Below are 12,975 nucleotides of genomic sequence, written 5' to 3' on the forward strand. Positions count from 1 at the left end.
GCCGATTTTCGACGAATCCGGCACACTGTCGCCCTCCCGAGCAAGTGCTCGGTTTTATCCACTCACGCAGAAGCCGTATGACCCGCTCCCCGTTCCGCCGTCTTGTGTTTGGCACCTTGCGCCGACTGTTGTATCTCTGGGTTCGCTCGGAGACGATCAACCAGTCGTCGTTCACCCTTGACCTCGACCGCAGTCGCCCGGTGTTCTACGTCCTGCAAAACCCTTCGCTGACCGACCTCGCCGTGGTCGACACCGAATGCAGCAAAGCTGGCCTGCCCCGCCCGGTGCTGCCGGTTTCAGTGGGTAATCTTGTGGAACCCGCCGCGTTCTTTTACCTGACGCCAGAGCCTGACTGGCTCGGCCGTCAGGACAAACGCGGTGCGCCGCCGACTCTCACCCGGTTGGTCAGTGCCCTGAGCCAGAACGCCGCCGAAGACGCGCAAATCATTCCGGTCAGCGTGTTCTGGGGTCAGTCGCCGGACAGCGAATCGAGCCCGTGGAAATTGCTGTTCGCCGACAGCTGGGCCGTCACCGGCCGTCTTCGCCGCTTGTTGAGCATCATCGTGCTGGGGCGCAAGACGCGTGTGCAGTTCTCTGCGCCGATTCACCTGTGCGAGCTGATCGATCACAACAAGGGCCACGAGCGCACCGTGCGCATGGCCCAGCGGATCCTGCGGGTGCACTTCCGCAATCTCAAAGCCGCCGTCATCGGTCCGGACATTTCCCACCGGCGCAATCTGGTCAAAGGCTTGCTCAACCAGCCGCTGGTCAAACAAGCGATCCTCGACGAAGCCGAGCGCGAGAACATCTCCCCGGAAAAAGCCAAGGCCCAGGCCCTGCGTTACGGCAACGAGATCGCCTCGGACTACACCTACACCGCCATCCGTTTTCTGGAAGTGGTGCTGAGCTGGTTCTGGAACAAGATCTACGACGGGATCAAGGTCAACCACATCGAAGGCGTGCAGAAGGTCGCTCAGGGTCACGAAGTGATCTACGTGCCGTGCCATCGCAGCCACATCGATTATTTGCTGCTCTCGTATCTGCTGTTCCGCAATGGCCTGACCCCGCCGCACGTTGCCGCCGGGATCAACCTCAACATGCCGGTGATCGGCAGCCTGCTACGCAGGGGCGGTGCGTTTTTCATGCGCCGCACGTTCAAGGGCAACCCGCTGTACACCTCGGTGTTCAACGAATACCTGCACACGCTGTTCACCAAAGGTTTCCCGGTCGAGTACTTCGTCGAGGGCGGCCGTTCGCGCACCGGGCGCATGCTGCAACCGAAAACCGGGATGCTCGCGATTACCCTGCGCAGCTTCCTGCGTTCATCGCGCATGCCCATCGTGTTTGTGCCGGTGTACATCGGTTACGAGCGCGTACTGGAAGGCCGGACCTACCTCGGCGAACTGCGAGGTGCGACCAAGAAGAAAGAGTCGATCTTCGATATTTTCAAAGTCATCGGCGCGCTCAAGCAACGCTTTGGCCAAGTGGCGGTGAACTTCGGCGAGCCGATCAAACTGGCGGAATTCCTCGACAGCGAACAACCGGACTGGCGCCAACAGGAACTCGGTCCGCAGTTCAAACCGGCCTGGCTCAACGAAACGACTAACCGCCTGGGCGAGAAAGTCGCGCAGCATCTGAACGAAGCGGCAGCGATCAACCCGGTGAACCTGGTGGCCCTGGCGTTGCTCTCCACCAGCCGTCTGGCGCTGGACGATCGCGCCATGGCACGAGTGCTCGATTTGTATCTGGCGCTGTTGCGCAAGGTTCCGTATTCAGCGCACACCACGCTGCCAGAAGGTGACGGTCGCGCACTGATCGAACATGTGAAGGACATGGATCTGCTGTCCGAGCAGAGCGATGCCCTGGGCAAAATTTTGTATCTGGACGAGCAAAACGCCGTCCTGATGACCTACTACCGCAACAACGTGCTGCACATCTTTGCGTTACCGGCGCTGCTGGCGAGTTTCTTCCAGAGCGCCTCTCGCATGAGCCGCGAACAGATCCTGCGCTACACCCGTGCGCTGTATCCGTACCTGCAATCGGAACTGTTCATTCGCTGGTCCATGGATGAGCTGGACGCCGTGATCGATCAATGGCTGGAAGCGTTCGTCGAACAGGGTCTGCTGCGCTTCGAAAACAATGTCTACCTGCGCCCGGTACCAAGTTCGCGGCATTTCGTGTTGCTGACCTTGCTGTCGAAGAGCATCGCCCAGACGTTGCAGCGCTTCTACATGACCGTTTCTTTACTGCTCAACAGCGGCCAGAACAGCATCAGCGCCGAAGAGTTGGAAGACCTGTGCACGGTCATGGCCCAGCGCCTGTCGATCCTGCATGGCCTGAACGCCCCGGAGTTCTTCGACAAGAGTCTGTTCCGGCACTTCATCCAGACCATGCTTGATCTCGACGTGCTCAAGCGCGACGAAGCCGGTAAGTTGAGCTATCACGAATTGCTCGGCGAACTGGCCGAAGGTGCGGCCAAACGGGTGCTGCCAGCAGAGATTCGTTTGTCGATCCGTCAGGTGGCATTGCATCGCAGTGAAGATGCGGCGGATCAGGCTTAGTTTCGCCGCCTGTAACTTCCTGACAATGACTATAAGAACAAGGATGTTCTTATCTTCGCTCGGTTATGGATTAATAGATCCCCCACAACCAATCCCGATATGGATATCGCGATGAACTCATCAGAAAACAACAACGCTTACATCACCCTCACTTTTAGTTTGCCTGAAGACTTTCTACCGCCCATCGGTGGCGAAGGTGAAACGTATATAAGTGTTCAAACTGCAAACTCTTCTACGCCTGTAAAAGTCGCACACTCCCGAGAACCGGTGTTGCGTAGCGGGCGCTGGAATTTTTCATTTGCACACAACTATACCGATGTAAGCGTCAAATACCGCGTGACGGTCAGCATGACCCACAACGGCGTTCCACTGCTGATTGACCTGGACCACTTCGTCATTGTCCACCGCGCACCACACCGACAAACCCTGCACCTGAGCCCTATCGGTCGTCTTTACATTCAGGCGCAAGAACCTCAACCGGTAGAACCGGAGCACGCGGTGACCGTCGTCGCGCATGAGCACGACAATGCGGCGGTCCAACTGACTCAAGTGCATATCAGTGAACAAATGGCAGAGGCGTTTTATCTGGAATACGACCCAGACACTGTCGTGCCGGGCAAGCGCTATACCCTGACGGCCACTGAAAATGAATACCGCAACTCAATCGAGGTGTATCCCGGCTCCGTTGTATTGAAACCCTTCAGCAAAGTCTGAAAAAGCGCTTATCAACAATACGCGGGCGAAACTGTTGTAAAAATCCGTTAGATTGTCGCCAGCGTTTCACTAAACTCCTCTTTCGAACAAGGAAGCTGCCATGCTTCGCCCTACCCTTCGCTTCGCGGGCCTTTGCGCAGGCCTGATGATTTCCGCCAGCGCGCTGGCGCTGTCGCTCAGCGACCTGTCGCAAACAGACGCCACCGGTGGCCTCAAGGATGCCCTGACCCAAGGTGCGCAGTTAGCGGTCAAACAACTCGGCACACCGGGTGGCTTCAGCAACAACCCGGACGTGAAAATCGGTTTGCCGGGCAAACTCGGCAAGGTCGCCAGCAAAATGAAGCAGTTCGGCATGGGCGATCAGGTCGACGAGCTGGAAACCAGCATGAACAAAGCGGCTGAAATCGCCGTGACCCAAGCCCAGCCGATCCTCGTGGACGCAGTAAAGAAGATGAGCGTGGAAGATGCCAAAGGCATTCTCAGCGGCGGCAACGACTCGGCCACTCAATACCTGAACAAAACCAGCCGCGAACAGATCCGCACGAAGTTCCTGCCCATCGTCAAGCAAGCCACCGACCAGGTTGGCCTGGCCAAGCAGTACAACACCTTCGCGGGTCAGGCGGCGACCATGGGAGTGCTGGATGCCAAGAACGCCAACGTCGAAAACTACGTCACCGAGCAGGCCCTGAACGGTTTGTTCGAGATGATTGGCAAACAGGAAGAAACCATCCGCCAGAACCCTGCGGCGGCGGCGACCAGTTTGGCGAAGAAGGTGTTTGGGACGTTGTAGTTTTTAGCGACCATCACGCGACAGAAAGCCCGCTGACCTTTACAGGTTCAGCGGGCTTTTTCATTTAAATGGCTTCCATTATGGATGAGTCCACGGGTGCGGCCCGTAAAAAGAATACCCACTCCCGACCCATCTTCCGCTTCTCAAACACCTTCAGATCAACCAACCCGTTCAAGGTCGCCGAAGCGGTGTTGTAAGAGCAGTCGAGGTTTTCCTTCACATTGACGGCCGTGAACTCCTTGGCCATCCCGCTCTTGGCCACTTGATAGACGGCGCGCTGCTTCTCGGTGAGCTGATCGAAAAAACCCGATGCCATCAACCAGCGATCAAAGCGTTCGGCGTAGTCCAGACTCTTGCGATAGACCTCGGTAAAACCACTGACAGCTCTCAGGATCACCGAACACTGGAAATCAATGAAATAAGTCAGGTCCAGTTCATCGGCCTCGGTATTCAAATACGACCGTCCGTATTTCACCGGCGCGTTGCGCAGCAAAACGCTGATCGCAATGTACCGAAAGGCCGAGAAGTCATTCTTGAACATGAACCAGTAAAACAGCGCCCGAGCGACACGACCATTGCCATCGCGAAAAGGATGCTCGTAACCCAAAGCAAAATGCAGCGCGATACCTTTGACCAGTGGATGAAGGTAGTCCCCACGGTTGAGATCGTTGTGGGACTGATTGATCCACTTCGACAGCAGCTCCAATCGTGACACCAGCCCTGCGGCGGGCGGCGGTGTATGCACGGTGTTGCCCTCTCCGTCCTGCACCACCACATCATCGTTGCCACGCAATTCCCCCGGCGAATACTGCGCATCATCGATGCCCTCGACACCTACACGATGCATCGCGGTGATGAGTTCCACACTCAGTGGTTGATAACGCTGTTCCCAGGCAAAGTTCATCATTCGGTAGTTACCAATGACCATTCGCTCATCTGGCGTACGCGGCAGGCGATGACGCTTGAGCATGTCCTTGGCCACTCGTGTGGTGGTTGCGGCGCCTTCGAGCTGGCTGCTGCTGATGGCCTCGTCTTCGATCAGGTCATTGAGCAGATAGCTGAAATGTGCGCGCTCACCGATCTGGCTGGTCATGTACTCCAGCGCGGCGGTAGTGGCTTGGCGATCGACCGCCGAAATGGCTTTCTGCGCCAGCGGCGTCAGAACGAAGTTGCCCCACTGGACCGGCTCGCCCAAGGGGAGAAGGCAGGAGTACTGGGCTGTCCGGGCCTTTTTGACCAAGGCCCAGCACAATCTGGAATCCAGTCCCGGCGCCCAGCGGTAACGCAATTCATCAAATGGAAGGTAACGCCCCTGATCATCCAGAGGTTTCAGCAGGGCCAGGTAGTCCGGGAGGCGTTCCTTGTAGGGCGATTTCATCAACAGGTCGAAGACCGGATCGGTCCTTCCCGTTAAAGCAGGCGGCTTTTTCATCACTACTGTCTCAAAAACTCGTGAAACTGAGCCTTGAGTACAGCATTCAGCTCCCCCTGACTCAATATCAGAGGGATCTGAAATACATGTAGGAAGTCAGACCGCCTCTTTCTTGACCCTGAACCACGCCGCATACAGCGCCGGCAAGAACAGCAACGTCAGCGCCGTCGCCACAATCAACCCGCCCATGATCGCCACCGCCATCGGCCCGAAGAACACGCTGCGTGACAAGGGGATCATCGCCAGCACCGCCGCGAGCGCGGTCAACACAATCGGACGGAAGCGGCGCACGGTCGCCTCGATAATCGCTTGCCAGGGCTTGAGGCCTGCCGCGATGTCCTGCTCGATCTGGTCCACCAGGATCACCGAGTTACGCATGATCATCCCGGACAACGCGATGGTCCCGAGCATGGCGACAAAACCGAACGGCTGACGGAACACGAGCAGGAACAACGTCACGCCGATCAGCCCCAGCGGCGCGGTCAGAAACACCATCACCGTGCGGGAGAAACTGCGCAGTTGCAGCATCAATAGCGTCAGCACCACCACGATGAACAGCGGCACACCGGCCTTCACTGAGTTCTGTCCGCGAGCGGAGTCTTCGACCGTGCCGCCGACGTCCAGCAAGTAACCGTCCGGCAATTCGGCGCGAATCGGATCGAGCGTCGGCATGATCTGTTGCACCAGCGTTGCCGGTTGTTCCTTGCCATAGATGTCGGCGCGGATGGTCACGTTGGGCAGGCGATTACGGTGCCAGATGATGCCTTCTTCGAAGCCGTATTCCAGCGTGGCAATCTGCGACAGTGCAACGCTACGGCCGTTATCGGTCGGCACGGCCAGGCTCGGCAGCAACGACAGTTCGGTGCGCTCGTGCAAGGTGCCGCGCAACAGGATCTCGATCAACTCGTTGTCTTCGCGGTACTGGCTGACGCTGGAACCGGTCAGCGAGCTTTGCAGGAACTTCGACAGGTTCGCCGTGCTCACGCCAAGCGCCCGGGCGCGGTCCTGATCGACGTTCAGGTACACAACTTTGCTCGGCTCTTCCCAGTCCAGGTGCACATTGACCACATGCGGGTTCTCGCGAACCTTGGCCGCCACTTTACGGGCCAGTGCGCGGACTTCGTCGATGTGTTCACCGGTCACGCGGAACTGCACCGGGTAGCCTACTGGCGGGCCGTTTTCAAGACGCGTGACCCGCGCACGCAGGGCCGGGAATTGTTCGTTGAGGGCTTCGATCAGCCAGGTGCGCAGGGCTTCGCGATCCTCGATGGTCTTGGCCAGGACCACAACCTGCGCGAAGCTCGCCGCCGGCAGTTGCTGATCGAGCGGCAGGTAAAAACGCGGTGAACCGGTGCCAACGTAGGCCACGTAATTATCGATACCGGCGCGATCCTTCAACAGGCTTTCAAGGCGTTTAACTTCATCGGCGGTGTTGCTCAGGGACGCGCCTTCGGCCAGTTTCAAATCGATCATCAACTCCAGCCGGCCCGACGCCGGGAAGAATTGCTGCGGCACGAAGCGGAACAGCGCCACCGAGGCAATAAACATCATGATCGTCAGCACGATCACGGTTTTGCGTCGCCGCACGCACCACTCCACCAGACGTCTTACACGTTGATAGAACGGTGTACCGTAAGGATCGGGCTGACCCGTACCATGTTTGGCGGCATGAATCTTCGCCAGATCCGGCAGGAGCTTTTCCCCCAGATACGGCACAAAAACCACCGCAGCCACCCACGAGGCCAACAAGGCGATGGTCACCACCTGGAAGATCGAGCGGGTGTATTCGCCGGTGCTCGATTGTGCCGTGGCAATCGGCAAGAAGCCGGCGGCAGTGATCAGCGTACCGGTGAGCATCGGGAATGCCGTACTCGTCCAGGCGTAACTCGCTGCCTTCACGCGGTCGAAGCCCTGCTCCATTTTGATCGCCATCATTTCCACGGCGATGATCGCGTCGTCCACCAGCAGCCCTAGCGCCAGCACCAGCGCACCGAGAGAAATCTTGTGCAGGCCTATCCCCAGGTAATACATGCTGGCAAAGGTCATCGCCAACACCAGCGGAATCGCCAGCGCCACCACCATGCCGGTGCGCACGCCGAGTGAGAAGAAGCTCACCAGCAACACAATTGCCAAGGCTTCGACCAGCACCTGAACGAACTCGCCGACCCCGGTTTTCACCGCGGCAGGCTGATCCGATACCTTGCGCAGCTGCATGCCGGCCGGGAGGTTTTTTTGAATGCGGTCGAACTCGATCTCCAGCGCCTTGCCCAGCACCAGAATGTCGCCGCCGCCCTTCATCGCGACGGCCAGACCGATAGCGTTTTCGGCCATGAAACGCATGCGCGGCGCGGGCGGATCATTGAAGCCACGGCGAACGTCAGCCACATCGGAAATGCGGAACGTACGATCACCGACGCGTATCGGGAAGTTCTTGATCTCATCGACAGTCTGAAAATTCCCCGAGACCCGTAGCTGCAATCGCTCACTGGTGGTTTCGAAGAACCCGGCTGTCGACACTGCGTTCTGTTCTTCAAGCGCTTGCTGCACGGCAGCCAACGGCAAGCCAAGGGTAGCGAGTTTGACGTTGGACAGCTCGATCCAGATCTTCTCGTCCTGCAACCCGAGCAAATCGACCTTGCCCACATCCTTGACCCGTTGCAGCTGGATCTGGATGCGGTCGGCGTAATCCTTCAACACTGCGTAATCAAAACCGTCGCCGGTCAGGGCATAGATGTTGCCGAAGGTGGTGCCGAATTCATCGTTGAAAAACGGCCCCTGAATGCCCGGTGGCAAGGTGTGACGGATGTCGCTGACCTTCTTGCGGACCTGATACCAGAGCTCGGGAATCTCCACCGAGTGCATGGCATCGCGCGCGATAAACGTTACCTGGGACTCCCCCGGACGGGAGAACGAGACGATGCGCTCGTAGTCGCCGGTTTCCATCAGCTTCTTTTCGATGCGCTCGGTGACCTGGCGCGACACTTCCTGAGCCGTGGCACCCGGCCAGTTGGTACGAATCACCATCGCCTTGAAGGTAAACGGTGGGTCTTCACTTTGGCCGAGTTTGGTGTAGGAAAGTGCGCCGACAACGGCCAGCAGGAGCATCAGGAACAGTACGATCTGGCGATTACGCAACGCCCATTCGGAAAGATTGAAACCCATCGGGAATTACTCCTTGTCCGCCAGATTGACCGCGCGGTTGGAGCGATCCACCGGACGCACTTGCTGCCCGTCATGCAGCACATGAACACCGGCTGCCACGACCCAGTCGCTGGCGTTCAGGCCTTCGAGCACCGGCACGGTTTTCTCGCCGAAGGCGCCGATGCGGACCGGGGCTTTCTTCAAGGTGTTGTTGGCGCCGAGCACCCAAACGTACGTCGCACCGTTTTCTGCCGTGATGGCCGATAAAGGCACCGACAACGCGATAGTTTCTGCGGTCTGGATGAACACCCGGGCGCTTTGGCCGAGTTCCGCCGGGACTTTGCCGGCGGTGAACGCGATGCGAGCGGCGAAGGTGCGCGATTTTGGATCGGCGGCAGGCGACAGTTCGCGGATGCGTCCGGCAAAGCGCTGATCAGGTTGGCTCCAGAGTTCTACCAGCACTGGCAGACCGACCTTGAAGCGGCCGAAGCTCTGTTCCGGCAGGCTGATCAATACTTCACGTTCGCCATCGGTCGCAATGGTGAACACGGTTTGCCCGGCAGCCACCACTTGCCCGACTTCCACGGCCCGCTTGGCCACCACGCCATCCTGAGGCGCGCGCAGCACCGCGTAACTCGCCTGATTGGTCGAGACATTGAATTCGGCTTTGATTTGCTTGAGGCGTGCTTCACCGGAGCGGTAAAGGTTTTCGGCATTGTCGTACTGCGAATGGCTGACCATCTGACGATCCATCAGGGTCTTGTAGCGATCCCGCTCGGCGCGCACCAGGCTCAGGTTGGCCTCGGCGGCGGCGACCTGGGCGCGGGTGGCTTCCAGTTGCAGGCGCACGTCCTGTGGATCGAGCTCTGCCAGAGGCTGGTCAGCCTTGACCCGCTGCCCTTCTTCGACCAGTCGTCGGCTGACTTTGCCGCCAATGCGAAACGCCAGGTCCGGCTCATAACGAGCCCGCACTTCCCCGGGATAGCTTTCCATCGCCTGCGCCGAAGGCTCTGGCTGCACCACCATGGCCGGGCGAATGGTGACTTGAGGCGCCTCTTCGTGACCACACGCAGTCAATAAAAACGCCAGGCTGACTGGCAACGCGAGGTGCAAGGCATAGCGGAACATGGTGAACGACCTTTCGCTAATGGTGCTTGGAGTAATTATACTGACCAGTATGGTATTAATAGCAAACTCACCAGTCCAGTATTAAAGCGAAGAATGTCGAACAAACTTTCAGCACCCAATGGTCCGGGCCGTCCCAAGGATCTGGCCAAGCGCCAGGCCATCCTTGATGCGGCGAAAATTCTGTTTTTGAGCAATGGTTACGCCAACACCAGCATGGATGCCGTGGCGGCTGAGGCTGGCGTGTCGAAACTGACTGTCTACAGCCACTTCAACGACAAGGAGACGCTGTTCTCCGCCGCCGTTGTCGCCAAGTGTGAAGAGCAACTGCCACCGCTGTTTTTCGAATTGCCGGACGGCATTGCGGTGGAAACGGTGTTGCTGAACATCGCGCATGGCTTTCATCAGCTGATCAACAGCGACGAATCGGTGAACCTGCACCGTCTGATGATCACCCTCGGCAGTCAGGACCCGAAACTCTCGCTGATCTTCTTCGAGGCCGGGCCGCAACGCATGCTGCATGGCATGGAGCGGTTGCTGGCCAAGGTTGATCAAAGCGGTGTGTTGAGCATCGATAAACCGCGCAATGCAGCCGAGCATTTCTTTTGCCTGCTCAAGGGCGCGGGGAATTTTCGGTTGCTGTATGGCTGCGGCGAGCCGGTGACCGGGGATGCGGCCGAGGAACATGTGCGGGAAGTGGTGGAGTTGTTTATGCGGGCTTATCGACCACAGACAGCTTGATAGATTTGGCTTGTCTGGTCTGGCCCCATCGCGAGCAGGCTCGCTCCCACAGGGTCAGCGACTGACCTGTGGGAGTGAGCCTGCTCGCGATGAAGGCAACTCGGTTTCAAGGCTTCAGCGCTTTTTTCGGATAAATGTCATACCGGCTGGATTTGCCATCCAGCGCATGGCTCGGCTTGGGCCCGGCAATGCACGGTGCCTTGCGCGGGCGCTTGACCACTACCCGGTGACTGGCCAACGCCAACGCGGCTTCCAGCAGTGCTGGCGCATCCGGGTCATCACCCACCAATGGCCGGAACAGGCGCATTTCCTTTTTCACCAACGCGGTTTTCTCACGATGGGGAAACATCGGGTCGAGGTAGATCACCTGCGGCGGCTCCCCTTCCCAATTGCGCATCACCTCGATTGAGTTGCCCTTGAGTAATTTCATCCGCGCCACGATCGGCGCCACATCGAAATCTTCCGCACCGCGCGCCAGGCCATCCTCCAGCAAGGCGCCGATCAGCGGCTGACGCTCGATCAGGCTCATCTCGCAGCCCAGGCTCGCCAGCACGAACGCATCCTTGCCCAGCCCCGCCGTGGCATCCAGAACACGCGGACGCACGCCCTGCGCGATGCCAACAGCCTTGGCGATCATCTGCCCCGTTCCGCCACCGAACAACCGGCGATGCGCCGCCCCGCCTTCGACGAAATCCACCCGCACCGGCCCCGGCGCATCAGCCCCGAGCTGTTGCAACTGCAAACCCTGCTCGCCGACCTGCAAGGCAAATTCGCCGTCTTCCACCTGCAACGGCAAGCCCAGGCGCTCGGCCCATTGCTCGGCTTGTGGCTGAAAGGTCGTGCCCAGGGCCTCGACATGGATGCGGCAAACTGCCGGTTGATCAGTCATCGGAAAACACGCTCAAAAAATTAATGATCGGCAAAAACGGCCGATAACAAAACTAACGGGCATTTTGCCAGAGCTGAGCGTCGACCGAGAGAAATGTCAGACTTTCACCCCACAATCACAGGTTTTATCTCGCCCTATGGCGATTACAACCTGCGAAATACCCAAGCGCTGGGCGGTGTCAGTCACCTGTGGCAAGATTTTTTTGCCCGGGCGCTGGCCGATCAGCCGGGTGATGGGGTACCAGAGTCGCTCAAATTTCCACCGGTCGATCTCAACAGCCCGGTCGAACCGATGGTTGGCAGCGAGCTGCTGGCGCACATCGTCTCCCAGCGCGAATGCAACGTGACAGAAACCGTGGTTCGCCCGCCCGAGCCGCTGTTTTTGCCAATTGCCGAGTTCGAAATGGACCTGGCCGACAAACCGGCCCCACCGTTCCCGGCGGAAGAAATCGTCGCTCAGCAAAAACAACAAAACTTCGAAAGCGGCTGGGTCCGCCCAATCGTGCTCACCGCCGGCCAACCTGTGCCGCAAGCCGGCCCGGCGCCGCAACCGCGTCCGCTGCACCTGCCGATCGCCGAATTCGAATTGGACCTGCTGGACAAACCCTTCCCGCCGTTCTCCCCCCAAGAGCTGGTGGAACAACAGAAACAACTCGACTTCGATAACGGCTGGGCGCGCCCGATCGTTCTGCAAAACCTGCGCATCGCTGCGTAACCCTTAGCGAAACCGCATCGTCAGCCTTTGAACAGTTGATTGGCCTTCGCGTACGGCATGGCCCGCGAGGTAAACCCGAAGGTGCCCGAGGTCTTGATCTCTTCGGCCGCGCGGAAAAACTCGCCATACGCCGCCAGGGCCAGCGCCGAACCGACGCTGATGCGTTTGACGCCCATTTCGCTCAACTGCTCGACCGTGAGCTTGAGCCCGCCTGACATCAACACATTGACCGGTTTGGGCGCCACAGCACGGACCACCGCCAACACCTCTTCAGCACTGCGCAGCCCCGGCGCATAGAGCACGTCGGCACCTGCCTCGGCAAACGCCTGCAAGCGGCGGATGGTGTCGGCGAGATCGGGATTGCCGTGCAGATAATTCTCGGCTCGCGCAGTCAGCATGAAGGGGAACGGCAAGCTGCGCGCCGCCACCACTGCCGCTTCAATGCGCGCCACGGCATGTTCGAAGCAGTAGATCGGCGCCGCTTCACGGCCCGTGGCATCTTCGATAGAACCGCCGACAGCGCCGGCTTCCGCCGCGCGCAAAATGCTCTGGGCGCACTCGGCAGGGTCGTCGGCAAAACCGTTTTCCAGATCCACCGCCACCGGCAGATTCGTCGCTGCGACAATCGCCCGAACATTCGCCAGCGTATCGTCCAGGGTCATCGCGCCGTCGGGGCGTGCATTGGAAAAGGCGTAACCGGCGCTGGTGGTCGCCAGCGCCTCGAACCCCAGGCTGGCGACCATCTTCGCCGAGCCGGCGTCCCACGGGTTGGGAATGACAAAAGCGCCGTCGCGTTCGTGCAGTGCTTTGAACGCCTGGGCTCGAAGGGTTTGCGCATCCATTGGCAGGCTCCTGAAAAGGGGAACGA

10 protein-coding genes are annotated in these 12,975 nt (G+C 59.0%); 5 read left to right on the forward strand and 5 right to left on the reverse strand.

Annotated elements, in window-relative coordinates; genetic code table 11:
• Window positions 1-77 precede the first annotated feature (77 nt).
• From plsB to AC1DWM_RS03995, 3 genes are all read left to right on the forward strand, one after another.
• Entirely contained in the window at window positions 78-2,561 is a 2,484-nt protein-coding gene (gene plsB, locus AC1DWM_RS03985; protein ID WP_477794662.1) for a glycerol-3-phosphate 1-O-acyltransferase PlsB, read from the forward strand.
• A gap of 111 nt (window positions 2,562-2,672) precedes the next feature.
• A complete protein-coding gene (locus AC1DWM_RS03990) occupies window positions 2,673-3,275 on the forward strand; it encodes a hypothetical protein (protein ID WP_477794663.1) in 603 nt (200 codons plus the stop codon).
• A gap of 100 nt (window positions 3,276-3,375) precedes the next feature.
• Window positions 3,376-4,065 carry a DUF4197 domain-containing protein gene (locus tag AC1DWM_RS03995; RefSeq protein WP_223511945.1) on the forward strand — a complete coding sequence of 230 codons (690 nt, stop codon included), beginning with the start codon at window positions 3,376-3,378 and terminating at the stop codon, window positions 4,063-4,065.
• Window positions 4,066-4,129: 64 nt separating this feature from the next.
• On the opposite strand, the gene AC1DWM_RS04000 is transcribed toward AC1DWM_RS03995, so the two are convergent.
• From AC1DWM_RS04000 to AC1DWM_RS04010, 3 genes are all read right to left on the reverse strand, one after another.
• Entirely contained in the window at window positions 4,130-5,497 is a 1,368-nt protein-coding gene (locus AC1DWM_RS04000; protein WP_477794664.1) for a Fic family protein, read from the reverse strand.
• Between the two features lie 96 nt (window positions 5,498-5,593).
• Window positions 5,594-8,659, reverse strand: coding sequence for an efflux RND transporter permease subunit (locus AC1DWM_RS04005; protein WP_477794665.1), 3,066 nt, complete (start codon window positions 8,657-8,659; stop codon window positions 5,594-5,596).
• 6 nt (window positions 8,660-8,665) lie between these two features.
• On the reverse strand, window positions 8,666-9,766 hold the full coding sequence (locus AC1DWM_RS04010) for an efflux RND transporter periplasmic adaptor subunit (protein ID WP_223511949.1): 1,101 nt from the start codon (window positions 9,764-9,766) through the stop codon (window positions 8,666-8,668).
• Between the two features lie 93 nt (window positions 9,767-9,859).
• Between AC1DWM_RS04010 and AC1DWM_RS04015 the strand changes: the two genes are divergently transcribed.
• Window positions 9,860-10,504 carry a TetR/AcrR family transcriptional regulator gene (locus tag AC1DWM_RS04015; RefSeq protein ID WP_477794666.1) on the forward strand — a complete coding sequence of 215 codons (645 nt, stop codon included), beginning with the start codon at window positions 9,860-9,862 and terminating at the stop codon, window positions 10,502-10,504.
• Window positions 10,505-10,610: 106 nt separating this feature from the next.
• Here AC1DWM_RS04015 and AC1DWM_RS04020 read toward each other — a convergent pair whose 3' ends face one another.
• Window positions 10,611-11,393, reverse strand: a complete 783-nt coding sequence (locus AC1DWM_RS04020; RefSeq protein ID WP_477794667.1) for a class I SAM-dependent methyltransferase — start codon at window positions 11,391-11,393, stop codon at window positions 10,611-10,613.
• Window positions 11,394-11,486: 93 nt separating this feature from the next.
• Between AC1DWM_RS04020 and AC1DWM_RS04025 the strand changes: the two genes are divergently transcribed.
• Window positions 11,487-12,107, forward strand: coding sequence for an energy transducer TonB (locus tag AC1DWM_RS04025; protein WP_223511954.1), 621 nt, complete (start codon window positions 11,487-11,489; stop codon window positions 12,105-12,107).
• A 20-nt stretch (window positions 12,108-12,127) separates the two neighbouring features.
• On the opposite strand, the gene AC1DWM_RS04030 is transcribed toward AC1DWM_RS04025, so the two are convergent.
• Window positions 12,128-12,949, reverse strand: coding sequence for an isocitrate lyase/PEP mutase family protein (locus AC1DWM_RS04030; RefSeq protein WP_477794668.1), 822 nt, complete (start codon window positions 12,947-12,949; stop codon window positions 12,128-12,130).
• Window positions 12,950-12,975: the final 26 nt, after the last annotated feature.

This window comes from Pseudomonas sp. P4_C8 (assembly GCF_056401975.1).